The sequence below is a fragment of the Paracoccus denitrificans genome (genome assembly GCF_900100045.1).
Taxonomy (GTDB): Bacteria; Pseudomonadota; Alphaproteobacteria; order Rhodobacterales; family Rhodobacteraceae; genus Paracoccus; species Paracoccus denitrificans.
In genome coordinates, this window is record NZ_FNEA01000006.1 from 70499 (window position 1) to 93811 (window position 23313).

A 23313-nucleotide genomic window follows, 5' to 3' on the forward strand; every position below is an offset into this window, starting at 1 on the left:
CGTCCTTTCCTTGTCAATCCGCGAGCCGGGCGATGGCGGCGCGGGCCTGTTCGTTCAGGCGATTCGCATCGGCGGTCAGCAGGCGATGATCCTGCACCACGGCGCGGCCTTCCACATAGACTGCCCGCGGGCGGATCGGCGCGCAGAAGACCAGCGCCGCGACCGGGTCCCATTGGCCGGCAGCCGGCAGTTCCGAGACGTCCCAGAGCACCAGGTCGGCGCGTTTGCCGGGTTCCAGCGCGCCGATGTCGCTGCGGCCCAGCACGCGGGCGCCGCCGAGCGTGGCGATCTCCAGCGCTTCGCGGGCACCCATGGCGGCGGGGCCGTCCTTGAGGCGGGCGACCAGCATGGCCTGCCGCGCCTCGAGCCCCAGATGGCTGCAATCGTTGCTGGCCGAGCCGTCGACGCCCAGGCCGACCGGCACGCCCGCGTCGCGCATCCGGCGCACCGGGGCGATGCCCGAGGCGAGGCGCGCGTTCGAGCAGGGGCAATGCGCGACCCCGGTGCCGGTGCGGGCGAAGAGGTCGATCTCCTTGTCCGACAGCTTCACGCAATGCGCGTGCCAGACATCGTCCCCGGTCCAGCCCAGGCTTTCGGCGTAATCGCCGGGCAGCATGCCGAAGTTTTCCAGCGAATAGGCGATGTCCTCGTCGTTTTCCGCCAGGTGGGTGTGCAGCCGCACGCCCTTTTCGCGGGCGAGGATGGCGGCGTCGCGCATGAGTTCCCGGCTGACCGAGAAGGGCGAGCAGGGGGCGAGGCCGACCTGCACCATGGCGCCGGGGTTCGGGTCGTGGAAGGCCGCTACCAAGCGCTCGCTGTCCTTCAGGATCGCGGCCTCGTCCTCGACCAGCGCGTCGGGGGGCAGGCCGCCCTTGCTTTCGCCGATCGACATGGCGCCGCGGGTGGCGGTGAAGCGGATGCCGATTTCCGAGGCTGCCTCGATGCTGTCGTCAAGCCGGGCGCCGTTCGGGAACAGGTAGAGGTGATCCGAAGAGCAGGTGCAGCCCGACAGCGCCAGTTCGGCCAGGCCGATCTGCGTGGACAGCCGGATATCCTCGGGACCCATGCGGCCCCAGATCGGATAGAGGGTGCGCAGCCAGCCGAACAACGCCGCATCCTGCGCGGCAGGCACGGCGCGGGTGAGCGTCTGGAACAGGTGGTGGTGGGTGTTGACGAAGCCGGGGGTGACGACGCAGCCCCCGGCCTCGACGATCTCGGCGCCTTCGGCGGAAAGACCCGGACCGACGGCGGAGATGACCCCGCCGTCGATCAGGATGTCGCCGCCTGCGATCTCGCGCCGGGCGCCGTCCATGGTGACCACCACCTCGGCGCCCCTGATGAGCAGGCGTTTCGTCATCAATGCGCCTCGGCTGCGTGGGCTGCTGCGGCGATTTCCTCGTCGCTCGCATGCGGGGCGCCGTTGAAGAACCAGTTCAGCAGAACGGCGGCGACCGCGGCCAGCAGGATGCCCGAATGGATCAGCGTATGCAGCGAATGCGGCAGCCACTGGTTGAAGTCGGGCGCGATCATCGGGACCATGCCGAGGCCCAGCGAGACGGCGACGATGAACAGGTTGTGCTTGTTGCCCTTGAAGTCCACCGTCGAGAGGATGCGGATGCCCGTCGCGGCGACCATGCCGAACATCACCAGCCCCGCGCCGCCCAGCACCGTGGTCGGCAGCGATTCGACCAGCGCGCCCATCTTGGGGATCAGGCCGAGCACGATCATGATCGCGCCGCCCGCCACGCAGACGAAGCGCGAGCGCACGCCGGTCACACCCACCAGGCCGACGTTCTGGCTGAAGGACGTATAGGGGAAGGTGTTGAAGAGCCCGCCGATGGCAGTGCCCAGGCCGTCCACGCGCAACCCGGCGCTGAGCGCCTTGGGCGTCATCCTGCGGCCGCAGATGTCGCTGAGCGCCAGGAACATGCCGGTGGACTCGATCATGGTCACGAACATGACCAGCAGCATGGTCAGGATCATCACCGGGTCAAAGATCGGCATGCCGAAATGCAGGGGCTTGATCGGTGCGAACCAGGCAGCCTCGGCGATGCCGTCGAAATGCATCATGCCCATGACCGCGGCCAGCAGCCCGCCGATGACGATGCCCAGAAGCACCGCGATATTGGCGACGAAGCCCCTGGCATAGCGTGCGATCACCAGGATCGCCGCCAGCACGGTGATACCGATCAGGATGCGCGACAGCGAGGCATATTCGGGGTTGGCCACGGTGGGCATCAGCTTGACGCTCTCGGGGACGTCGCCGGTGGCGCGTGCAGCCTCCAGCCAGGCCTGGGCGGCGGGGTCGACCAGTTGCGGCGCCGTGGGGCCGACCGGCAGGCCGAAGATCCAGTTGATGCCCACTGGCATCAGGCTGACGCCGATCACCAGGATCACCGTGCCGGTGACCACGCTGGGGAAAAAGCGCAGGAGCCGGCTGACCAGCGGTGCGAAGAAGATCGAGATGATCCCCGCCGCCATGATGGCGCCGAACATCATCCGCGCGCCTTCCTGGCCGGGGTTCGACGAGGCGATGGCGACCATGGGGCCGACGGCGGCGAAGGTCACGCCCATCATGACCGGCAGCTTGATGCCGAACCATTGCGTGGCGCCGAAGGACTGGATGATGGTGACGATCCCGCAGACGAAAAGGTCGGCGGAAATCAAAAAGGCCACGTCTTGCGGCGAAAGCTGCAGGGCGCGGCCGACGATCAGCGGCACCGCGATGGCGCCGGCATACATGACCAGAACATGCTGGAAACCCAGGGCGAGCAGTCGAGGGGCGGCGATGCGCTCCTCGACCGGATCGAAGCCGGGGTTGGTATCTACTGCTTGCATACGTCCTTATCCTCCCTTGTTCAGGACGCGAGCGGCACGGGTCAGATCTCGACCTCTTGCGCCACCCCCTTGTGTTTGGCGAGTTCGACGACCGCTTGCGCGACCGCCAGGTCCTGCAACCCGACGCCGGTGCCGTCGAAGATCGTGACCTCGGCATCCCCGCGGCCCGGGTCGTCGCCCGCGACCACCGCGCCAAGCTCGCCGACCTGATCCTCGCGGATCAGACCCGCCGCGATGGCGTGCTGGCATTCGCCGATGCTGACCGACTGCGCGACCTCGTCGGTGAAGATCCGTGCGCGCGCGACCAGCGCCGGATCCAGCTCTTGCTTGCCCTTGGTGTCGGTGCCCATGGCCGCGATATGCGTCGGGCCCTTGACATGCTCGTTCATCAGCAGAGGCGAGAAGGACGAGGTGATCGAGACGATCACGTCGGCCTCGGCCCCAAGCCGGTCCAGTTCGACCGCCTCGAAGGGCAGGCCCAGCTCGGCCGCGGTATCGGCAAGGCGCGACAGCATCTCGGGATGCGGGTTCCAGCCGATGACCTTTTCGAACCGATGCACATTGGCCGCCGCCCGCATCTGGAACGCGGACTGGTGGCCGGCGCCGATCATGCCCAGCACCTTGGCGCCCTTGGGCGCCAGATACTTGATCGACACCGCCGAGGCCGCCGCGGTGCGCAGCGCCGTCAGCAGGTTGCCGCCTACCGCCGCCGAGACCCGGCCGGTATCCGGGTCGAACAGGAACACGGTGGACTGGTGGTTGATCAGGTTGTGCTTCTGGTTGTTGGGCCAGTAGCCGCCGGCCTTCAGCCCCAGCACCAGCGCCGAGGCGTCGAAGCCGCCCTTGAAGCCGTAGAGCGCGTCCTCATGGCCGATGGCCTCGCGCACCACGGGAAAATTGTATGCCTTGCGCCGGGCCATCGAGGCGAAGACCGCCTCGATGGCCTCGAAGGCCGCCTCGGGGGTCATCAGACCCGCGATTTCCTTTTCGGCGACGACGAGCATCAGTAGCCCTTTCCGCGCGCCGAGACCGGCCAGACCGTCTCGACCTTGCCGTTCCGCACGCCGACATACCAGTCGTGGACGTTGCAGGTCGGGTCGCAATGGCCCGGCACCAGCCGCAGCTTGTCGTTGACCTTGAGCACGCCGTCCTTGTCCTCGACCACGCCATGCTCGTCGCTGCACTTGATGTATTTCACATCGTCGCGGCCATAGACGAAGGGCAGGCCGCTATCGACCGACTGTGCCTTGAGGCCGGCATCGACCACCGCCAGGTGCGGCTTGGCATGCGACATGACCGAGGTCAGGATGAACAGCGCGTTTTCCCATTCGCCCTGGTCGATGCGCTTGCCCTCGGCATCGTGGATGCGGCCGTAATCGGCATCCATGAAGGCATAGGAGCCGCATTGCAATTCGTTGTAAATACCAGAATTGCTTTCGAAATAATAGGAACCCGTGCCGCCGCCCGAGACGAATTCGGGGGCCAGGCCCTCGGCCTCCAGCGCGTCCACGGCCTCTTTCACCTGGGCAATGGCGGCGTCCAGCTTGGCCTTGCGGTCCTCGAAGCTGTCCATGTGCTGCATCGCGCCCTGATAGGCCTGGATGCCCTTGAAGGTCAGGTTCGGGGCAGCCGCGGCGGCCTTGGCGATCTCGACCACGGCTTCCTTGGTGGTCACGCCGCAGCGGCCGGCGCCGCAATCGATCTCGACGAAGATGCCCAGCTCGGTGCCGTGCTTCTGCGCGGCGGCCGACAGGTCGGCGATGTTCTGCACGTCGTCGACGCAGACCGTCACCGTGGCGCCGGTCTTGGGCAGCCGGGCCAGGCGGTCGATCTTGGCCGGCTCGCGCACCTCGTTGGTGACCAGCACGTCCTTGATGCCGCCGCGGGCAAAGGCCTCGGCCTCGCTGACCTTCTGGCAGCAGACGCCGACCGAGCCGCCCAGCGACTCCTGCAGCTTCTGCACGTCGACCGACTTGTGCATCTTGCCGTGGCTGCGGTGGCGCATGCCGTGGGCCTTGGCGTAGTCGCCCATCTTCCTGATGTTGCGCTCCAGCGCGTCCAGGTCGAGGATCAGGCAAGGCGTCTGGATCTCGCTCTCGTCCATGCCGGGCAGGGCGGGGATGTCATAGCCGACCTCGTAGCCGGAGAAATCCGTTTTCGCGTTCATGGGGCTCTCCTCAATTCTGGTTCAGTTCCACGGCAGCTTGTCGAGATCGACATTGCCGCCGGTGACGATGACGCCGACGCGCTTGCCGGCAAAGGCTTCGGGGTTCTTCAGGATGGTGGCCAGCGGCACGGCGCTGGAGGGCTCCATCACGATGCGCAGATGCTTCCAGATCAGCTTCATCGCGTCCACGATCTCGGCGTCCGAGGCGGTGTAGATCTCGCTGACGTGGTTCTTGACGAAATGCCAGGTCAGATCCTTCAGCGGCACCAGCAGCCCGTCGGCGACGGTCTTGGGCGCGTCGTCGGCGATGATGTAGCCGGCCTTGAAGCTGCGATAGGCGTCGTCGGCCTGCTCGGGCTCGGCCGCGATCACCCTGGTCTCGGGCGCCAGCGTCGAGAGCGTCAGGCAGGTGCCCGAGATCATGCCGCCGCCGCCGATGGGGGCCACGACCGCGTCGAGCCCGTCCACCTGCTCGACCAGTTCCTTGGCGCAGGTGCCCTGGCCGGCGATCACGCGCGGGTCGTTATAGGGGTGGACGAAATCGCCGCCGGTCTCGGCCTGCACCTTGGCGAAGGTCTCTTCGCGCGAGCTGGTCGAGGGCTCGCATTCGGTGATGACACCGCCATAGCGGCGCACCGTGTCCTTCTTGGCCTGCGGCGCGGTGCGCGGCATGACCACGTTGCAGGGAATGCCGCGCAGCATGGCGGCGTAGCTGAGGCACGAGGCATGGTTGCCCGAGCTGTGCGTCGCGACGCCCTTGGCCGCCTGCGCATCGTCGAGGCCGAAGACCGCGTTGGTGGCGCCGCGGACCTTGAAGGCCCCCGGCTCCTGGAAGTTCTCGCATTTGAAGAACAGCTGCGCGCCGGTCAACTCGTTCAGATAGTCCGAGGTGCGGATCGGCGTGCGGCGGATATGCGGCTTGATCCGCTCATGCGCGGCCAGCATGTCCTCATAGGTCGGGATATACATGGCGTCCTTCATCCTCAGGCGGCTTTCTTCTGCGCGGCGGCAGTGGTCTGGCGGTAATGTTCCTGCGCGGCGGCGACGCCCGAGCCCAGCTGGATCGGCAGGCCCAGATCGGCCATCACCATCTCGGCGGTGGCGATGCCGGACAGCGCCATGGCGTCGGTCAGGCTGCCCAGGTGGCCGATGCGGAACACCTTGCCCGCGACCTGGCCCAGGCCGGTGCCGAAGGCCATGTCATAGGTCTCCAGCGCGTGGCTGACGATCAGGTTGGCGTCGAAGCCCTCGGGCACGCGGATGGCGCTGACGCTGTCCGAGTAAAGCTCGGGGCGGACGGCGCAGAGCTTCAGCCCCCAGGCATCGACCGCGGCGCGCACGCCGCTGGCGATGCGGTGGTGGCGGGCAAAGACATTCTCCAGCCCCTCGGCCAGGATGCGCTCGCAGCTGGCGTTCAGGCCGTTGATCAGCCCGACCGGCGGCGTATAGGGATAGCCGTTGCGGGCATAGCCGGTCGCCATGTCGCGGATGTCGAAGAAGGTGCGCGGCAGGCGCGCGGTCTCGACCGCCTCCATCGCCTTGGGCGAGAAGCCGACGATGGCCAGGCCCGGCGGCAACATGAAGCCCTTTTGCGACCCGGTGACGGCGATGTCGACGCCCCATTCGTCCATGCGGAAATCCATCGAACCGATGGAGGAGACCCCGTCCACGAACAGCAGCGCCGGGTGTTTCGCGGCGTCCAGCGCGCGGCGGACGGCGGCGATGTCCGATTTGACCCCGGTCGCGGTCTCGTTATGCGTGGCCAGGACGACGCGGATCTCGTGGCCCTTGTCGGCGGTCAGGATCTCTTCGAAGCGGTCGGCCGGGACGCCCTCGCCCCAGGGGGTCTCGACGAAGGTCACGTCAAGGCCGTGGCGCTGGCACATGTCGATCCAGCGATGGCTGAACATGCCGTTACGGGCTGCCAGCACCTTGTCGCCGGGCGACAGCGTGTTGGTGATCGCCGTTTCCCAGCCGCCGGTGCCGGTCGAGGGGAACAGGAAGACCTGCGCCTGCGTGGTCTTGAGGACTTTCTTCACGCCCTCGAGCGCCGGGTGCAGCATACGCCCGAACACCGGCGAGCGGTGGTCGATGGTGGGCATGTCGACGGCCTTGCGCATCTCCTCGGGGATGTTGGTCGGGCCGGGAATGAAGATCGGGTTCTGGCTGGTCATGGCAATTCCTCCTGCGCTTGTGGACCAAGCTACGTTTTGCTGTCCATTGATGCAATTTTTCTGAAAAATATTTCGCAATCGCGGAAAAATGACCTAAAGTGTCGTGGAATCAGATCGTTGCTCTTTTCCAAAGCCAAAGAGTGATTTTCAACAAACTCAGAAAGTTGTCGAAAGGAAAAATTGAATGTCGGTTCAAATCCGCAAAAGGGGCCGTCCGAGGGGACGTGCCGGCGGCCTTGGCGCCGAGGATTCGGGCGGCATCCGGGCGCTGGACCGGGCGCTGGACATCCTTGACCTGATCGCGGTCTCCAGCGGGTTGACCCTGACCGAGATCGCGCAGCGGCTGGACATGGCGCCTTCGACCGTGCACCGGGTGCTGGTGACGCTGGCGGCGCGCGGGGTGGCGGAAAGCGACAGCCAGACGCAGGCATGGCATGTCGGGCCGACGGCGTTCCGGCACGGCTCGGCCTTCATGCGCCGCTCGGGCCTGGTCGAGCGGGCGCGGCCGCTTCTGCGCCGGCTGATGGAGGTGACGGGCGAGACGGCGAACCTGGGCATCCTGAACGGCGATGCGGTCCTGTTCCTAAGCCAGGCCGAGACGCATGAGACGATCCGCGCCTTCTTTCCGCCCGGCACGCGCTCGGCGCTGCATGCCTCGGGGATCGGCAAGGCGTTGCTGGCCCATGCCCGGCCCCTGGACCTGAAGCGGATGCTGCGCGAGATGCGGCTGGAGCGGTTCACCGACATGACCCTGACCGATCCCGCAGCACTGGTCGAGGATCTCGTGCAGATCCGCGCCCGCGGCTATGCGCTGGACAACGAGGAGCGCACGCCCGGCATGCGCTGCATCGCCGCGCCGATCTTCGACCTTGCCGGCGAGGCGGCGGCGGGGATCTCGGTTTCGGGGCCGACATTGCGCATGTCGGATGCCCGGCTTTCCGCCATGTCCGATGCGGTGATCGAGGCCGCGCGGGAGCTGTCCTTCGGCATGGCGCCGCGCAAGGATGCCGGCGAAAGAGCCTGATTCGTCTAAACTTGACCAGGACATGCCCGGCTATTCAGGGGAGATTGCCGGGATTCGCGGGTGATTTGTATATTAACCGCAGATTCACGTTCAGTTCACGCGGCCCATCCTAGCTTCGGTGCAGCATATGACCGCATCCGCCTGCCTGGCCCCAGAAGGCCCGGCGCGTGTCCTGCAAGGAGCCGACGGCATGGAAGACTTCGTTCCCAGACTGGATCCCGGACTGGACGCGGCGCGGCAGGTCCGCGCCGGGCAGGCCCTGGAAACCGAAGCACCGCTGGACCCTGCCGAGGCGGTAATCGGCGACACGGCGGATGGCACCGGCCGGGGCCGCCGCATCTATGGCGCATGCAGCGTCGAGACCTATCGTGCCGCCGGGGCGCTGCATGCCGCCCATCGCGATGCCGGCGGTTTTCTGGATGCGGTGGATCGTTTCGCCACGCCGGATTTCTGGCGCCGGGACGGGGCGGTGAAATCCTGGATCTATGACCGGCAGGCGGTGGAGCATGCGCCGGGCCGGGACATGGATTCGGTGCGGGTGTTCTATCATGCCGGGCATGGCCGGATGGACGAGGACGGGATCTTCCACCTGCCGATGGGGGCGCTGTGGACCGGGGCGGATGCCTGCCTGACCTCCGACCGGATGCGGCTTGGCTCGGGTGCGCTGCGCTACCTGTTCTGGTCCACCAGCCAGTCGCTGCGGATCGGGCCCGGCTACAGCCCGCTGCACAGTTGGGTGCGGGCCAACCAGGGCTTGCGCATGCTGTTCGGCTTCGACTCGATCTGCTGGGATTCCGGCCGCTATGGCGCGAATTTCTGGCACCATTGGCAGATGGGCAAGCCCTTCGCGCAGGCATGGCTGGACGGGGCCTGGGACATCGCACCCGATCAGAGCCCGGTCGCCTGCGCCTGCGCGCCGGATCGCGACGTGGCGCTGGCCATGCTTTTTGGCGAACGGCAATTCCGGGCGCAGCGCGGTGCGGCGCAATATTGGGCCTGGCGCTGGCACGCGCCCGTGGCGCTTTACAGGCGCGAGGCGGCGCTGACCGAGCCGCCGGCCGAGTTCGCGGCGGTGCGGCTGGTCCCGGCGGCCGAGGATCGCGCGCTGGCCAGGGCGGTGCTGTCGCGCCTGGGACTGGACCCGGCCTTGGTTGCGGCCGATGCGCAGGGCGCGATCTCGGTCAGCCACGGCCCCGTCCGCTTCCAACGCCGGCCCGACGGGCGCATCCTGCTGGAGTTCGAGCCCGGTGCGCCGGGGCGGGGCCTGCGCGAGATGCCGCCGCGCCGCACGCTTGTCAGCCGGGCCCAGAATGCGTTGCGCAGCCATGGCTTCCTGCTGCCGGGGACCGAGTTGGTCTTCGACCGCGTCTCGCTGGCCATGTCCGCGACGGCCAGCCTGCGCCGGCTGGACGAGCCTCCTGCGGAAAGCCTGGACGAAATCATCGTGCAATTCCGCCAGTCCATCGACGGTATCCCGGTGCTGACCCCGGATGCCGGCAGCCTGCGGCTGGCGATGCGGCCGGACGGCAGCGTGCTGCGCATCGAATCGACCCTGCGCCGGGTGGCTGAGCGCATGCCGGCCCGCGCCCATCCCCATGGCATGCCCGACGATCCGCCGGCACCCCTGCGGCCCGAGGGCCCGCCCACGCCCGAGCCGCAGACGATCGCCCGCATCCTGGCGCAGCATTCGGCGCGGCTGATGCGCGATCTGGCGGCGCGCGGGGCGGCGCCGCTCAGCCTGCGCATCCTGCCGGGCACGACGGAAATCGGATACGGAATCCGCAGCAACACGGCGCGTCTCGTCGCCCGCCAGGGCATCGAGATCGAATGCGTGCGCGGCTTTCGCAAGCGTTACTGGATCCAGTCTGACCTGGGTGACTGACGATCCGGTAGCCCGGGGGCGGAGGCAGCCGCCTCCGGGCACTTGACTGGCGGCAAGGCCATGGGGAGGAATTCCCGAGAGGGGGAGCATGGCGAAATACACCCGCGCCGAAATCGTCCGGCGCATCGCGACGATGGGACGCCTGCACCTGGCCGGGTCCGACCTGGCCGGGCTGGATCTGTCCGGCATGACGCTGGTGGGGGCCGATCTGTCCTATGCCGACCTGACCGAGACCGACCTGACCGATGCGCAGCTTTCAGATGCCAGCCTCTGGTCGGCATGCGCGGCGCGGGCGCGGTTTCGCAACGCCAACCTGTCGCGGGCGAGCCTTGGGCTGGCCGACCTGTCGGATGCCGACCTGCGGGGCGCGGTGCTGGAGCGTGCCGACCTGACCGGCGCCCGGCTGGACCGTGCCGACCTGACGGCGGCGCTGCTGCGCGGGGCCTGGCTCGACAGCATGCAGCGGGCGATGGCGACCGGGGCACCGCCGCTACGTTATCCGGCACGGCACCGGCCCACCACCTGCATCCTGCACGAAGAACATGTCTCCGAACCCGTGGCCCTGCGCTGCGGCGACCGGCTGGAGATGCACCTGAACAGCCTGTCCGAAGCGGTCCCGCATCCGTCCGGGTTGGCCCGGCTCGTAGGCGCGCCGATCCTTTCCGGCCCCGAACGGCCGGCACAGGTCGCGGGTCCACCCTGCGTGCTGGTCTTTTGCGCCATCGCCCCGGGCCGTGCGCGGCTGGTGCTGGAGCCGGGCGAGGGCAGGGCGCCCGTCGTGCTGGAGGTGCTGGTTTCGCCGTGACGGCCGCCGGGCTTACAGCCCCGAGCGCGTGATCCCCATCAACCTGGCCATGCGCAGTGGCGCAACCGGATAATCCGGGTCGGCCATCAGCTCCAGCGAGAAATCTGGCTCGATCCGGCGCAGATGGCGCAGCGCATCGGCCGCCGCGGCCACATCGCCCCGATGATAGCGCAGCGCCGCCAGGAAACGCAGCGAGGGCCGGTTGTCCGGGGCGAAGGCAAAGGCCGCGGCGGCCGAGTTCTCGGCATCGCCCAGGCGACCCAGCCGCAACTGCACGACGGCGCGGCGCATCAGCCACGAGGCGGGACCAAGCTCGGCCAGGGCGCCACGCGCGCCGCGTTCGGTCGCCTCGAGCGCCTCGAGATCGCGACCGACATCGGTCAGCGCCTGCGACAGTGCATGGCAGGCCAGTTCGTTGTCGGGATCGTTGCGGCAGGCGGCCTGCGCCAGTTCCAGCGCCCCCACCGCATCCCGCCGCCACGAGGCCGAAAGCGAGGCCACCGCCAGCACCGCCGGATTGGCGGGCGCCAGGTCGCGGGCCAGCTGCGCAAAGGCTTCGGCCTCGTCCGAGCAGCGCGCCGGATCCTCGGTCAGCCGCTCGCTGATCAGCGTGTTGCGCAGGTAGGAACGCAGCGCCAGCGCGACGCCGCTCTGTCGCTCCTGCGGCAGCGAGGCAAGGATGCGGTCGGCGGATTCCAGGCGGTCGCGGGAATAGCTGAACACGTCCCAGACCGGGAAGGTCAGCCCCTGCGCCGGCGGCGCGGTCCGCCGCGCCCGGTCGAGCAGCGCCACCGCGATCTGTGCCACGGCATGGCGCATGGTCGCGGTTTCGTCGGCGGCGCGGATGGTGAAGCGCCGCGTCCAGCCGCGCGCGCCCGTGGCGATGTCGCGCATCACCACCATCAGCGAGCAGTCGATCCCCGCCGAATAGCAGATCGCGCTGACCTGCGTGCCGGTCGGCGGCGCCTGTGCGTCCGGCCGGTCGGCCAGCACCGCCGGGATCATCTCGCAGGCGCGGGCGGCGGCCTCGTTCACGATCATCTCGCCGATGACATGGGCGCGGCTGTCGTTGCTTTCGACCGGACGCAAGGCCACGACATAGTCGCCGGGCGCGGGGCTGGTGTCATACCAGGCTGCGGCCACTGGCGCCAAGGGCCGTTGCAGGGCGCTGGGGCCGTCGCTTTCCGGCGTCAGCCGCAGGCGCATGTCGCGCAGCCATGTCTCGAACTCGGGGTCGGGAATGTCGATATCGGCGGCGAACTCGATCGGCACGCCGCCGGCGTCATAGACCGGCGTCAGGTCGATGCGCAGCCGCTCGGGGTCCAGCCCCACCCAGCCCACGCCGGCCAGCAGGATGTCCTTTTCCGCGCCCAGGGCCGCGCGCAGCTCGCGCAGCATCTGCCGCAGGCTGTCCGAACCGCGCTGCCGGCCCCGTTCGCTCCACAACAGGTCTTGCAGCCGGGCGCGGCTCAGGCGCAGGTCGGGCGCCGTGCCCAGCAGTGCCAGCGCGCCACGCGCCTTCTGGCTGCGGGGGGTCAGATCCGCCCCGCCGGCGCCGCGCAGGCGCACGGATCCCATCAGACTCAGCGTGGCAGGCATTTGATTCGCCGCATGGCTTCGTTATGGTCGCATATTGATCTTAATGCGCCAGGGTGCGGGCGAACAGCCGCCGCCGTGCAGGGGCGCGGTGCTGGAGCGGCTGGAATCGGATCCCGCCTGCAGCCGATACATTGCCTGCGCGCCGCGCCTGCGCTATCGGAGCGTCAAAGCAAAGGGGATCCCGAAGATGACCGAGCGCAAGAGCGGCCTGTCCTATGCCGAGGCCGGAGTGGATATCGACGCGGGCAATGCGCTGGTCGAGCGGATCAAGCCCGCCGCCGCCGCCACCCGCCGCCCGGGCGTGATGGAGGGGCTCGGCGGTTTCGGCGCGCTGTTCGATCCGCGGGCCGCGGGTTACCGCGATCCGGTGCTGGTGGCCGCGACCGACGGTGTCGGCACCAAGCTGCGCATCGGCATCGATACGGGCGAGCTTGACGGGCTGGGCATCGACCTTGTCGCCATGTGCGTGAACGACCTGGTCTGCCAGGGCGCCGAGCCCCTGTTCTTCCTCGACTATTTCGCCACCGGCAAGCTGTCGGTCGATGAGGCGGCGCGAGTCATCAACGGCATTGCCGAAGGCTGCCACCGTTCCGGTTGCGCACTGATCGGCGGCGAGACGGCCGAGATGCCCGGCATGTATGCCCGCGGCGACTTCGACCTTGCCGGCTTTGCCGTCGGCGCGATGGAGCGCGGCACGGCCCTGCCGGCGGGCGTCGCGGACGGCGACGTCCTGCTGGGCCTTGCCTCGGACGGGGTGCATTCCAACGGATTCTCGCTGGTGCGCAGGGTGGCCGACCATGCCGGGCTCGACTGGAACGCGCCTGCGCCCTTCGGCATGGGCACGCTGGGCCAGGCGCTTCTGGTCCCGACCCGGCTTTATGTGCGTCCGGTGCTGGCTGCGATCCGTGCCGGCGGCGTGCATGCGGCGGCCCATATCACCGGCGGCGGCATCACGGAAAACCTGCCGCGCGTCCTGCCCGAGGGGCTGGGGGCCCAGGTCGACCTCGACAGCTTCAGCCTGCCACCGGTATTCGACTGGCTGGCCGAGGCCGGCGGGATCGCCGAGGCCGAGATGCTCAAGACCTTCAACTGCGGCATCGGCATGATCCTGGCCGTCGCCGCCGATCGTGCCGCCGCAATCGAGGCGCTGCTGAAGGCCGAGGGCGAGACCGTGTTCCGCCTCGGCCAGGTCAGCCCCGGCGCAGGCGTGGGCTACAGCGGCCGGCTGCGGTGAAACGCGTCGCCATCCTGATCTCGGGCGGCGGCTCGAACATGGTCAAGCTGGTCGAATCCATGACCGGCACGCATCCCGCGCGGCCGGTCGTCGTCGGCTCGAACGATCCGCAGGCAGCGGGCCTTGCCCGGGCGCAAGCCATGGGCGTGCCGAGCTTCGCCATCGACCACCGGGCCTATCCCGGCGACCGCGCGGGCTTCGAGGCAGCGCTGCTGGAACCCCTGCTGGCCGCGCAGCCCGACATCCTGTGCCTTGCCGGCTTCATGCGTATCCTGACCCCGGACTTCGTGCAGCGGTTCGAGGGCCGGATGCTGAACATCCACCCCTCGCTCCTGCCGAAATATCCGGGCTTGCATACGCATCAGCGCGCCATCGACGCCGGCGATGCCGAGGCCGGGGCCAGCGTGCACCTGGTCACGCCGGAACTCGACGCCGGCCCGATCCTCGGCCAGGCCCGCGTGCCGGTCCTGCCCGGCGATACGGCCGAGACGCTGGCCGCCCGCGTGCTGACCCAGGAACACCGGCTCTATCCCCAGGTGCTGCGCCGTTTCGCGCAGGGCGACCTGACGCCGATCACCCTCACCGCGGCGTGAAAAAAGGCGCGGACATGCGCCTTTCTCCGTTTTCCAAATACTCTGGGGGTGCGGGGGCAAAGCCCCCGCGACTTCGCCTGGCTATTTCTCGGGCACCAGCCCGCGTGGCGCGAATCGCAGCATCAGAAGCAACACCACCCCAAGCGCGATAAAGCGCATATGCGGTGCGCTGCCCAGCAGATGGTCGCGCAATGCGCCTGCGGGCAATGGCCCGGTGACCAGCCGCATGAACTCGGGGCCCCAGACTTCGGCCTTGATCCACAGGAACCAGATCAGGATCGCCCCCAACGCCGCGCCCCAGTTGTTGCCCGAGCCGCCGACGATCACCATGACCCAGATCAGGAAGGTATAGCGCAGGGGGTTGAAGCTGTTCGGCGACAGAAGCCCGTCCAGCGTGACCATCATCGCGCCGGCAAGGCCGATCACCGCACTGCCGATGACGAAGATCTGCAAATGCCGGCGGGTGACGTCCTTGCCCATGGCCTCGGCGGCGGTCTCGTTGTCGCGGATCGCGCGCATCATCCGGCCCCAGGGCGATTTCAGCGCCAGTTCGGCCAGCAGGATCAACCCCAGCAGCACGGCACCGAACAGGCCCGCGTAAAGCAGCTTGACCCAGATCCCCGAGGCGACGGCGGGGCTCAGCCCCCATTCGGCGGCCCGCGCCACGAAATCGGGACTGCTCTGCAATTCCAGCTCATAAGGCACCGGACGCGGGATGCCCGAGACGTTCTTGACCCCCCGCGACAGCCATTCCTCGTTGCGCATCACCGCGACGATGATCTCGCCGATGCCCAGCGTGGCGATGGCCAGGTAGTCCGAGCGCAGCCCCAGCGCCACCTTGCCCACGCCCCAAGCCGCCGCCGCGGCAAAGAGCGCACCGACCGGCCAGGACAGCAGCACCGGCCAGCCCAGGCCGCCGATATTGCCGGCGCGCGCGGAATTGTTCGCCTCGATCGCCATGACCGCCGGATCGAACAGCCAGCGGTAGAGCACGAATCCCAGCACCAGCACCGCGATCAGCGCCGGCACCCGCATCAGGCCCGAGACCCGCTTCCAGACCTGCGCTGCCAGCACCAGCGTGCCAAGGCCCACCAGAAGGGCCAGGATCACCCGCGGCCCGCCCGCCGCCCAGGCACCCTGCACCGGCGCGGTCGAGACCAGCACCGGCGCCAGCCCGCCAAGCGCCAGGAAACCCACGACGCCGGCATTGAAAAGCCCGGCATAGCCCCATTGCATGTTGACGCCCAGGGCCATGACGGCCGAGATCAGCCCCATGTTCAGGATGGCCAGCGCCGTGTTCCAGCTGCCCGAGAACAGCGCGTTGCGAAAGCTGCCCTCGGCCAGGAACAGCGCGGCCAGGATCAGGAACAGGATCGGGGCGCGCCAGGGGCTGACCGCTTCGGCTTGACGTGTATTCGACATGGATAAACGCCCTCCTCAGACGGATTTGCCGCGGAACAGGCCGGTCGGCCGGAACAGCAGGACCACGATCAGGATCACGAAGCTGACTGCGAACTTGTATTCGGTGGACAGCAGTTGCAGCAGCCCGTCGGGCTGAAAGCCCAGATAGGTGGCGATCTTGCGCCAGGGATAGGTGACGGCCACCTCGGAGAAGGCGACGATGAAGCCGCCCGCCACCGCGCCCAGGGGATTGCCCAGCCCGCCGACGATGGCAGCGGCAAAGATCGGCAGCAGGATCTGGAAGTAGTTGAAGACCTTGAAGGACTTGTCCAGCCCGTAAAGCGTGCCCGCCGTCACCGCCAGCGCGGTGGCGATGATCCAGGTCAGGCGCACCACACGTTCGGGGTCGATGCCCGAGAGCAGCGCCAGATCCTCGTTGTCGGAATAGGCCCGCATCGCCTTGCCGGCGCGCGAGCGGTTCAGGAAGCGGAACAGCGCCCAGCAGGCCAGCGCCGTCACCACCAGCGTCAGCGCCTGGCTGACGCGCAGCGACAGGCCCTCGGACAGCCCGGTCCAGGCGCGGAACTGCTGCACGGTGATCAGGAAGCGCGCGCCGTCGTCGAAGCGGATCTCGTCGACGCCGATGATCAGCCGGGTCAGCCCGTTCATGATGAACATGACCCCGACCGAGGCCATGACCAGGATGATCGGCGCCGAGCGCTTGCTGCGATAGAAGCGATAGACCACGCGGTCGGTGCCCAGGATGAAGACCGCGGTCAGCGCGATGCCGAAGGGCAGGGCGAGCAGGGCGGTCGGCAGCGGGCCCAGACTGACGCCGATGGATTGCAGCCCCCAGGTGATCAGGATCACCAGCGCGGCGCCGAAGGCCATGGTGTCGCCATGGGCGAAGTTGGAAAAGCGCAGGATGCCATAGATCAGCGTCACCCCCAGCGCGCCAAGCGCCAACTGCGCGCCGTAGGAGGCGGCGGGGATCACCACGAAGTTCAGGATGGCCACAAGGGCGTTCAGGATATCCATCTTCAGCCCCCCAGGAAGGTGCGGCGGACTTCGGGATCGGCCAGCAACGCCTGCCCGCTGTCGGTGTAACGGTTGGCGCCCTGCACCAGGACATAGCCGATATCGGCGATCTCCAGCGCCTGCCGGGCGTTCTGCTCGACCATCAGGATGGAAATCCCGGTGCGGGCGACCTCGATGATGCGGTCGAAAAGCTCGTCCATGACGATGGGGCTGACCCCGGCGGTCGGCTCGTCCAGCATCAAGAGGCTGGGCTTGGTCATCAGCGCCCGGCCGACGGCGACCTGCTGGCGCTGGCCGCCCGAGAGCTCGCCGGCGTTCTGCTTGCGCTTGTCGGCCACGGCGGGGAACAGTTCATAGACCTGGGCCATGGTGTCGCGGTAGTCGTCCTCGCGGATGAAGGCGCCCATTTCCAGGTTTTCCTCGACCGTCATGGTCGGGAAGATGTTGTGGGTCTGCGGCACGAAGCCCATGCCCTTGCGCACCCGCTCCTGCGGGCTGAGATGGGTGATGTCCTCGCCCGCCAGCGCCACCTGGCCTTCGCGCAGGTGCAGCATGCCGAAGACGGCCTTCATCGCCGTGGACTTGCCGGCGCCGTTCGGGCCGACGATCACGGCGATCTGGCCACGCTCGACCGTCAGGGTGCAGCCGTTCAGGATGTCGGCCTTGCCATAGCCGCCGCGCATGGCGGTGGCGGAAAGATAGGGCCCTGCCATCACATATCCCCCGCTGGCTTGCCGTCGCCGCCGCGCCCGGCCTCGGCGCCAAGACCGGGCTGGGCGCCGTGGCTTTCGCCGAATGCGGCTTCCTCGGCCACTTCGGCGGCGACCTTGTTCTTGAGCCCGGTGCCCAGATAGGCTTCGATCACCGCCTCGTTCTTCATGATGCTGTCGGCCGAGCCCTGGGCCAGCACCTTGCCTGCCGCCATGACGATCACCGGGTCGCAAAGCCGGCCGATGAAGTCCATGTCGTGCTCGATCACGCAGAAGGTATAGCCGCGCTCCTTGTTCAGCCGCACGATGGCATCGCCGATGGTGCCCAGAAGCGTGCGGTTCACCCCGGCGCCGACCTCGTCCAGAAAGACGATCCTGGCATCCACCATCATGGTGCGGCCCAGTTCCAGAAGCTTCTTCTGGCCACCGGACAGGTTGCCGGCCTTTTCGTCGGCGACATGGGAAATGGTCAGGAACTCAAGGACTTCGTCGGCTTTCTTGCGAAGCGCGCGCTCTTCCTCGCGGATGCGGCCGCGGCGGAACCAGGTATTGACCAGAGTCTCGCCACACTGCGCGCCCGGCACCATCATCAGGTTCTCGCGCACGGTCATCGACGAAAACTCGTGCGCCAACTGGAAGGTGCGCAGGAGCCCCTTGTGGAACAGCTCATGCGGCGGCAGGCCGGTGATATCCTCGCCCGCCATGGTGACGTGGCCGGAAGTCGGTTTCAGAACCCCGGCGATCACGTTGAAAAGAGTAGATTTCCCGGCTCCGTTCGGACCGATCAACCCGGTGATCGAGCCTTTCTCGATCGTCAGGCTGGCGCCATCGACGGCGCGGAAGCCTCCGAAATGCTTGTGCAGGTCGTGGACCTGGATCATAGCGCTCCCCTGCTTCATGCGTTGCATGAAGAATTTCCCTTTCGGGATTGTTTTTAATTATGAAAAGGGCCCGAAAAATCGGACCCTTTCCCCGGCTTGCGGGCTTCAGCGATAGCCCACCACGTTCAGCGTGCCGCCCTTGAAATCGACCTCGCGATAGACACCGGCGCTTTCGCCGGGCTCGATCAGCTCGACCGAGGTGGCGCCGACATAGTCGATGTCCTGGCCTGCGGCCAGAAGCTCCAGCCCCTTGGCCAGTTCACCGGGATAGATCTTCTCGCCCGGCTCGTTGGCGACTTCCATCACTTTGTCCTTGTAGACCGTGGGATCCGAGGACTTGGCGGCCTGCATGGCCAGCAGCATCAGCGCGGACGCATCATAGGATTCGCCGGCATAGGCCGAGGTGCCGTCGAAGCCGGCTTCCTTGGCGAGCGCGTCGAACTTCTCCTGCCCTTCGCCCTCGGCCGAGGGGTTCTGGCCGAACGAGGTTTCCAACTGCGCGCCGAACTTTCCGACCAGCGTCTGGTTCACCATGCCGTCGGGCAGCACGAAGGTTTCGAAGGCGCCGGTATCCAGCGAGCCCTGGATGATGCCCGAGCCGCCCTGGTCGGCATAGCCCGCCACCACCAGCGCATCGCCACCGGCGGCGGCCAGCGCGGCGACCTCGGCCGAATAGTCGGCCTTGCCGTCGTCATGGGCCGAAACCACGGTCACGGCGCCACCCTTCTGCTTGTAGGCATCGGCGAAGCTGTCGGCCAGGCCCTTGCCGTAATCGTTGTTGGTATAGGTGACGGCGACGCTGTTGATGCCGCGCTCCAGCACGATATCGGCCATCACTTCGCCCTGGCGCGCATCCGAAGGCGAGGTGCGGAAGAAGAAGCCCTTGTCGTCGATGGTCGAAAGCGCCGGCGAGGTGGCCGAGGGCGAGATCATCACGACGCCCTGCGGCACGCCGACCTGTTCGAGCGAGGCGATGGTTTCGCCCGAGCACATGCCCCCCATGACGCCCTTGACGCCCTCGGCCGTGACCAGGCGGGTGACTGCGGCGACCGAGGCGGCCGCATCAATGCAGGTGTTGTCGGCGACCACGGGGGTCACGGTCGAGCCGTCCAGTAGCTTGCCGCTGTCCGAGACCTCCTTCATCGCCAGTTCCGCGCCTTTCTGCATGGCCGGCGCAATGGATTCCAAGGGGCCGGTCAGGCCCAGCGAAATACCCATCTTGATTTCCTCGGCTCCGGCGGCACCGGCAAGCAAGGCTCCGGCGGCGCTGGCCAGAAGAAGCTTTTTCATCAGTCGTCTCCCTGAGTGGAACATTGTCCTGTCTGACAGGTTATAAGCGCGCGATTGAAAAGAAAAGCGTGTTGGCGACCGGAGAAGGCGTCGGATCCGCCGCTTGCCGCAGCGGAAGATGCCTTAGCCGGCGCCCGCCGCGCCGCGTTCGCGATACGGGGTGCAGCCATAGGTCGCACGGTAGCATTTCGAGAAATGCGCGGTCGAGGCGAAGCCGCAGGCCAGCGCGATCTCCATCACGCTCATCCCGGTCTGCAAGAGCAGGTGGCGGGCGCGTTCCAGCCGCAGTTCCATATAGTAGCGCTTGGGCGAGCGGCCGAGATAGCGCGCGAACAGCCGTTCGAGCTGGCGCGGCGACAGGCCCGCCTCGGCGGCCAGCCGCGCCGGGCTGACCGGCTCTTCGATATTGGCCTCCATCCGGGCCAGGACCTGCGCCAGCCGGGGATGGCGCGCGCCCATGCGGGTCGGGCTGGACAGGCGCTGCTGGTCCTCTTCCGAGCGGATCGCGGTATGGATCATCTGGTCGGCCACCCGCCCCGCCAGTTCGGCGCCGTGGTCGCGGGCGATCTGGCGCAGCATCAGGTCGATGGCGGCGGTGCCCCCGGCGGCGGTCAGCCGGCTGCCGTCCTCGACGAAGACGGTGCGGATCAGGGTGACATCGGGGAATTTCTCGGCGAAACCGTCCTGGTTTTCCCAATGGATGGTGGCGCGGCGCCCGTCGAGCAGCCCGGCCTCGGCCAGCACCCAGGCGCCGGTGCACAGCGCGCCGATCCGGGTGCCGCGCCGCGCCTCGCGCCGCAGCCAGGCCAGAACCGGCCTCGTCGCGGCCCGCGCCACGTCGAGCCCGCCGCAGACCAGCACCGTGTCGTCGCGCCGGGTTTCAAACAGCGGGCCGTCCAGCAGGATGCGCGCACCGTTCGAGCAAAGCGCGGTCTCGCCCTGTTCGCCGATCAGCCGCCACTGGTAAAGTTCGCGCCCGGCCAGCCGGTTCGCCAGCCGCAAAGGCTCGATGGCGGCGGCAAAGGAAACCATGGTGAAACGGTCCAGCAACAGGAAGACATAGCGCAGCGCCTGGGCCCCGGAAGGCGCCGTGATCTGCCCCGGGACGGGGGGCGTTGCTGGATCGAGGTCTGGCATGTCGGTCGCGCGTCTGGAATCCGCGGCAGATCAGCAGGCAATCGCGGCGCGCGCAAGGCTTTTCCTTTGGGCATACAACCTCTATATGGCAGGCACAGATTGCATGAAGGATAGGATCATGGCACCGACGAATTCCAGTTCCGCGACCCCGGCACAGGCATGGGACAAGCGTGGCTGGCGCGCCTATCCGCGCGTCCAGATGCCTGACTATCCCGACCAGCCCGGCGTCGCCGCCGTCGAGGCGCAGCTGGCCAAATACCCGCCGCTGGTCTTTGCCGGCGAGGCGCGCCGCCTGAAAGCCTCGCTGGGCGAGGTCGCGGCCGGCCGCGCCTTCCTGCTGCAGGGCGGCGATTGCGCGGAAAGCTTTGCCGAATTCTCGGCCGACAACATCCGCGACACGTTCAAGGTCATGCTGCAAATGGCCGTCGTGCTGACCTGGGGCGCGCAGCTTCCGGTGGTCAAGGTCGGCCGCATGGCGGGCCAGTTCGCCAAGCCGCGCTCGGCCCCGACCGAGAAGATGGGCGAGCAGGAACTGCCCAGCTATCGCGGCGACATCATCAACGGCTTCGATTTCACGCCCGAGGCGCGCATCCCCGATCCGCAGCGCATGCTTGCGGCCTATACCCAGGCGGCGGCCTCGCTGAACCTGCTGCGCGCCTTCTCGACCGGGGGCTATGCCGACATCCACCGGGTGCAAAGCTGGATCAGCGATTTCACCGGCGGCGAGGAGGCGGCGCGCTATCGCGATATCGCCGAGCGCATCAGCGACGCGATGGCCTTCATGGCGGCGGCGGGCGTGACCTCGGAAACCGCGCATGACCTCGGCAAGGTCGATTTCTACACCAGCCACGAGGCCCTGCTGCTGGAATACGAAGAGGCTCTGGCACGGATCGATTCGACCACCGGCCTGCCGGTCGCGGGCTCGGGCCACATGATCTGGATCGGCGACCGCACCCGCCAGGTGGACGGTGCCCATGTCGAGTTCTGCCGCGGCGTGCAGAACCCGATCGGGCTGAAATGCGGCCCCTCGATCAGCGACAGCGACCTCAAGGCGCTGATCGCCAAGCTGAACCCGGAAAACGAGCCGGGCCGGCTGACGCTGATCGCGCGCTTCGGCGCCGGTTCGGTCGGCGACCATCTGCCGCGGCTGATCCGTGCCGTGCGCGAAGAGGGCGCGAATGTCGTGTGGTCCTGCGATCCGATGCATGGCAACACCATCAAGTCGGCCTCGGGCTACAAGACCCGGCCCTTCGATTCGGTGCTGCGCGAGGTGCGCGAATTCTTTGCCGTCCACCGCGCCGAGGGCACCATCCCAGGTGGCGTGCATTTCGAGATGACCGGCCAGGACGTGACCGAATGCATCGGCGGCGTGCGCGCCGTCACCGACGAGGATCTGTCGAACCGCTATCACACGGCCTGCGATCCGCGGCTGAACGCCAGCCAGTCGCTGGAACTGGCCTTCCTGGTGGCCGAGGAGTTGCGCAATCGCCGCGTCAACGGCGCGAGCAAGCAGGCCAAGGCGGGCTGACCGCCTGCAAGCCGGAGAATTGGGCGGCTGGGCTTGGACCCCGCCGCCCTTTTTCATGCCCGCCGGCCGGGGAAGGTCGGCGATCCGGCGCGCGCCTTGCCGCGCCGGATCAGAAGCCGATGCCAGGCGGCTTGTCGCTGCTGACGACATGAAAGCGGGCACGGCGTTCCTCGGGGCTTGCGTCCTTGGACGGCGGTTCGGCCGGCGGGGTGCCGCCCCAGCGCGGCGGAGGCTCGGCGAATCCCGGCGACGAAGGCGAAGGCTCCAGCACCCTGGCGCCGGGAATGACCGGGAACTCCGCATCCGAGCGCAGGTCGAAGCGCCGCGGGGCTTCGCCGATCCGGCCCTCGGCGATCAGGCAGCCAAGCGCCCGCGTCACGTCCCCCAGGTCCGAGCGCAGCGGCAAGAGCAGCATCCGGCCGCTCAGCGCCGGCCGGCCATAACCAGCGGGGGAATCGAGCACGATCTCGGCGATCTGCGGGCCGCGAAACACGCTTTCCAGCACATCCGACAACCGGCCACGCGAACTGGTGTGCAGCAGGGCGCAAAGCGGCATGCCGCGCACCTCCATCCCCATCAGGTCGACCAGATGGCGTCCGGCCAGGCGGAGCCGGGCCGCGCCGGGGGCGATGCGCTCCAGGATAAAGGCGTAATCCAGCGCCCGACGGATGCCGCGCGGCTCGACATCGGCGCGGTCGGGAATGGCGCGGCCATGGCGCAACCCCTCCCAGTAACCGCGCAATTCGCCCAGTATTCGGTCCATCTGTACGGGCTCATAATCGGCAAGATGCAGCAGTTTTCCCGGCCGGTTCCGGGGAAAATCGGGCCTGCGCGGGGAATCCCCGTCCTGTCCGTGATCGTCCGACATCCGTCCCGGCCTTACCTGTCACTCGCGAAGCAAACCCCTGGCGGAAACCTAGACCTTTCCTTTCCGGCTGCCGAGCGATTTCTTGACCAATGGTTAAAACCCCGCCCGCCGCCGGGCGGGGCTTGACCCTGCTGGCGGGCAGGG

General features: G+C 67.9%; 20 protein-coding genes. 6 read left to right on the top strand and 14 right to left on the bottom strand.

Annotation, left to right across the window (positions count from 1 at the left end; all coding sequences use genetic code 11):
- Window positions 1-13: 13 nt before the first annotated feature.
- From BLT64_RS06485 to bhcA, 6 genes are read right to left on the bottom strand one after another with little or no spacing between them, the layout of a single operon-like run.
- Entirely contained in the window at window positions 14-1357 is a 1344-nt protein-coding gene (locus BLT64_RS06485) for an 8-oxoguanine deaminase (RefSeq protein WP_011750149.1), read from the bottom strand.
- The gene (locus BLT64_RS06490; protein ID WP_011750150.1) at window positions 1357-2838 is read right to left on the bottom strand and encodes a nucleobase:cation symporter-2 family protein; all 1482 of its coding nucleotides are present in this window, start codon (window positions 2836-2838) and stop codon (window positions 1357-1359) included. Before BLT64_RS06490 ends, BLT64_RS06485 begins: the two co-directional genes overlap by 1 nt.
- A 41-nt stretch (window positions 2839-2879) precedes the next feature.
- On the bottom strand, window positions 2880-3842 hold the full coding sequence (bhcD, locus tag BLT64_RS06495) for an iminosuccinate reductase BhcD (RefSeq protein ID WP_011750151.1): 963 nt from the start codon (window positions 3840-3842) through the stop codon (window positions 2880-2882).
- Window positions 3842-5005, bottom strand: coding sequence for a 3-hydroxy-D-aspartate aldolase BhcC (bhcC, locus tag BLT64_RS06500; RefSeq protein WP_011750152.1), 1164 nt, complete (start codon window positions 5003-5005; stop codon window positions 3842-3844). The genes bhcD and bhcC overlap by 1 nt, the downstream gene beginning before the upstream one ends.
- Before the next feature lie 21 nt (window positions 5006-5026).
- Window positions 5027-5986, bottom strand: coding sequence for a beta-hydroxyaspartate dehydratase BhcB (bhcB, locus tag BLT64_RS06505; RefSeq protein ID WP_041530430.1), 960 nt, complete (start codon window positions 5984-5986; stop codon window positions 5027-5029).
- Between the two features lie 2 nt (window positions 5987-5988).
- Window positions 5989-7179 carry an L-aspartate--glyoxylate aminotransferase BhcA gene (gene bhcA / locus BLT64_RS06510; protein ID WP_011750154.1) on the bottom strand — a complete coding sequence of 397 codons (1191 nt, stop codon included), beginning with the start codon at window positions 7177-7179 and terminating at the stop codon, window positions 5989-5991.
- 184 nt (window positions 7180-7363) lie between these two features.
- Between bhcA and bhcR the strand changes: the two genes are divergently transcribed.
- The 3 genes from bhcR (at window position 7364) to BLT64_RS06525 (ending at window position 10890) form a co-directional block, all read left to right on the top strand.
- Window positions 7364-8203: an HTH-type transcriptional regulator BhcR gene (gene bhcR, locus BLT64_RS06515; protein WP_011750155.1), complete on the top strand. Its 840-nt coding sequence runs from the start codon at window positions 7364-7366 to the stop codon at window positions 8201-8203.
- Window positions 8204-8393: 190 nt separating this feature from the next.
- Window positions 8394-10085 (top strand): DUF6345 domain-containing protein, encoded by a 1692-nt coding sequence (locus BLT64_RS06520; protein ID WP_128493061.1) that lies wholly within the window; start codon window positions 8394-8396, stop codon window positions 10083-10085.
- A gap of 88 nt (window positions 10086-10173) precedes the next feature.
- Window positions 10174-10890 carry a pentapeptide repeat-containing protein gene (locus BLT64_RS06525; protein ID WP_011750157.1) on the top strand — a complete coding sequence of 239 codons (717 nt, stop codon included), beginning with the start codon at window positions 10174-10176 and terminating at the stop codon, window positions 10888-10890.
- Window positions 10891-10902: 12 nt separating this feature from the next.
- Here the strand turns inward: BLT64_RS06525 and BLT64_RS06530 are convergent, their stop codons facing one another.
- Window positions 10903-12468: an SARP family transcriptional regulator gene (locus tag BLT64_RS06530; protein WP_241663490.1), complete on the bottom strand. Its 1566-nt coding sequence runs from the start codon at window positions 12466-12468 to the stop codon at window positions 10903-10905.
- Between the two features lie 208 nt (window positions 12469-12676).
- Between BLT64_RS06530 and purM the strand changes: the two genes are divergently transcribed.
- Both purM and purN read left to right on the top strand, forming a co-directional pair.
- The gene (gene purM, locus BLT64_RS06535) at window positions 12677-13723 is read left to right on the top strand and encodes a phosphoribosylformylglycinamidine cyclo-ligase (protein WP_011750159.1); all 1047 of its coding nucleotides are present in this window, start codon (window positions 12677-12679) and stop codon (window positions 13721-13723) included.
- Window positions 13720-14316, top strand: coding sequence for a phosphoribosylglycinamide formyltransferase (purN, locus tag BLT64_RS06540; RefSeq protein ID WP_011750160.1), 597 nt, complete (start codon window positions 13720-13722; stop codon window positions 14314-14316). The genes purM and purN overlap by 4 nt, the downstream gene beginning before the upstream one ends.
- Before the next feature lie 81 nt (window positions 14317-14397).
- Here purN and BLT64_RS06545 read toward each other — a convergent pair whose 3' ends face one another.
- The 6 genes from BLT64_RS06545 to BLT64_RS06570 form a co-directional block, all read right to left on the bottom strand.
- Window positions 14398-15738, bottom strand: a complete 1341-nt coding sequence (locus BLT64_RS06545) for a branched-chain amino acid ABC transporter permease (protein ID WP_011750161.1) — start codon at window positions 15736-15738, stop codon at window positions 14398-14400.
- 15 nt (window positions 15739-15753) lie between these two features.
- A complete protein-coding gene (locus BLT64_RS06550) occupies window positions 15754-16755 on the bottom strand; it encodes a branched-chain amino acid ABC transporter permease (RefSeq protein WP_011750162.1) in 1002 nt (333 codons plus the stop codon).
- Between the two features lie 2 nt (window positions 16756-16757).
- Window positions 16758-17468, bottom strand: a complete 711-nt coding sequence (locus tag BLT64_RS06555; protein WP_011750163.1) for an ABC transporter ATP-binding protein — start codon at window positions 17466-17468, stop codon at window positions 16758-16760.
- Entirely contained in the window at window positions 17468-18346 is an 879-nt protein-coding gene (locus BLT64_RS06560; RefSeq protein WP_041530431.1) for an ABC transporter ATP-binding protein, read from the bottom strand. Before BLT64_RS06560 ends, BLT64_RS06555 begins: the two co-directional genes overlap by 1 nt.
- A gap of 105 nt (window positions 18347-18451) precedes the next feature.
- The gene (locus BLT64_RS06565; RefSeq protein WP_011750165.1) at window positions 18452-19636 is read right to left on the bottom strand and encodes an ABC transporter substrate-binding protein; all 1185 of its coding nucleotides are present in this window, start codon (window positions 19634-19636) and stop codon (window positions 18452-18454) included.
- Window positions 19637-19759: 123 nt separating this feature from the next.
- Entirely contained in the window at window positions 19760-20773 is a 1014-nt protein-coding gene (locus tag BLT64_RS06570; RefSeq protein WP_011750166.1) for a GlxA family transcriptional regulator, read from the bottom strand.
- A 118-nt stretch (window positions 20774-20891) separates the two neighbouring features.
- Between BLT64_RS06570 and BLT64_RS06575 the strand changes: the two genes are divergently transcribed.
- Window positions 20892-22301, top strand: coding sequence for a class II 3-deoxy-7-phosphoheptulonate synthase (locus tag BLT64_RS06575; RefSeq protein ID WP_041530635.1), 1410 nt, complete (start codon window positions 20892-20894; stop codon window positions 22299-22301).
- Window positions 22302-22410: 109 nt separating this feature from the next.
- Here the strand turns inward: BLT64_RS06575 and BLT64_RS06580 are convergent, their stop codons facing one another.
- Window positions 22411-23064 carry a PAS domain-containing protein gene (locus tag BLT64_RS06580; protein ID WP_232290542.1) on the bottom strand — a complete coding sequence of 218 codons (654 nt, stop codon included), beginning with the start codon at window positions 23062-23064 and terminating at the stop codon, window positions 22411-22413.
- Window positions 23065-23313 lie beyond the last annotated feature (249 nt).

What these genes read in the sequence shown, in the direction of transcription:
- BLT64_RS06575 (WP_041530635.1), top strand. Translation starts at nt 20,892, where the DNA reads ATGGCACCGACGAATTCCAGTTCCGCGACCCCGGCACAGGCATGGGAC.
- bhcA (WP_011750154.1), bottom strand. Translation starts at nt 7,179, where the DNA reads ATGACCAGCCAGAACCCGATCTTCATTCCCGGCCCGACCAACATCCCC.
- BLT64_RS06520 (WP_128493061.1), top strand. Translation starts at nt 8,394, where the DNA reads ATGGAAGACTTCGTTCCCAGACTGGATCCCGGACTGGACGCGGCGCGG.
- BLT64_RS06525 (WP_011750157.1), top strand. Translation starts at nt 10,174, where the DNA reads ATGGCGAAATACACCCGCGCCGAAATCGTCCGGCGCATCGCGACGATG.
- purM (WP_011750159.1), top strand. Translation starts at nt 12,677, where the DNA reads ATGACCGAGCGCAAGAGCGGCCTGTCCTATGCCGAGGCCGGAGTGGAT.
- BLT64_RS06490 (WP_011750150.1), bottom strand. Translation starts at nt 2,838, where the DNA reads ATGCAAGCAGTAGATACCAACCCCGGCTTCGATCCGGTCGAGGAGCGC.
- BLT64_RS06560 (WP_041530431.1), bottom strand. Translation starts at nt 18,346, where the DNA reads ATGATCCAGGTCCACGACCTGCACAAGCATTTCGGAGGCTTCCGCGCC.
- bhcD (WP_011750151.1), bottom strand. Translation starts at nt 3,842, where the DNA reads ATGCTCGTCGTCGCCGAAAAGGAAATCGCGGGTCTGATGACCCCCGAG.
- BLT64_RS06555 (WP_011750163.1), bottom strand. Translation starts at nt 17,468, where the DNA reads ATGGCAGGGCCCTATCTTTCCGCCACCGCCATGCGCGGCGGCTATGGC.
- BLT64_RS06565 (WP_011750165.1), bottom strand. Translation starts at nt 19,636, where the DNA reads ATGAAAAAGCTTCTTCTGGCCAGCGCCGCCGGAGCCTTGCTTGCCGGT.
- BLT64_RS06545 (WP_011750161.1), bottom strand. Translation starts at nt 15,738, where the DNA reads ATGTCGAATACACGTCAAGCCGAAGCGGTCAGCCCCTGGCGCGCCCCG.
- bhcR (WP_011750155.1), top strand. Translation starts at nt 7,364, where the DNA reads ATGTCGGTTCAAATCCGCAAAAGGGGCCGTCCGAGGGGACGTGCCGGC.
- BLT64_RS06570 (WP_011750166.1), bottom strand. Translation starts at nt 20,773, where the DNA reads ATGCCAGACCTCGATCCAGCAACGCCCCCCGTCCCGGGGCAGATCACG.
- BLT64_RS06485 (WP_011750149.1), bottom strand. Translation starts at nt 1,357, where the DNA reads ATGACGAAACGCCTGCTCATCAGGGGCGCCGAGGTGGTGGTCACCATG.
- bhcB (WP_041530430.1), bottom strand. Translation starts at nt 5,986, where the DNA reads ATGAAGGACGCCATGTATATCCCGACCTATGAGGACATGCTGGCCGCG.
- bhcC (WP_011750152.1), bottom strand. Translation starts at nt 5,005, where the DNA reads ATGAACGCGAAAACGGATTTCTCCGGCTACGAGGTCGGCTATGACATC.
- BLT64_RS06550 (WP_011750162.1), bottom strand. Translation starts at nt 16,755, where the DNA reads ATGGATATCCTGAACGCCCTTGTGGCCATCCTGAACTTCGTGGTGATC.
- BLT64_RS06580 (WP_232290542.1), bottom strand. Translation starts at nt 23,064, where the DNA reads ATGGACCGAATACTGGGCGAATTGCGCGGTTACTGGGAGGGGTTGCGC.
- BLT64_RS06530 (WP_241663490.1), bottom strand. Translation starts at nt 12,468, where the DNA reads ATGGGATCCGTGCGCCTGCGCGGCGCCGGCGGGGCGGATCTGACCCCC.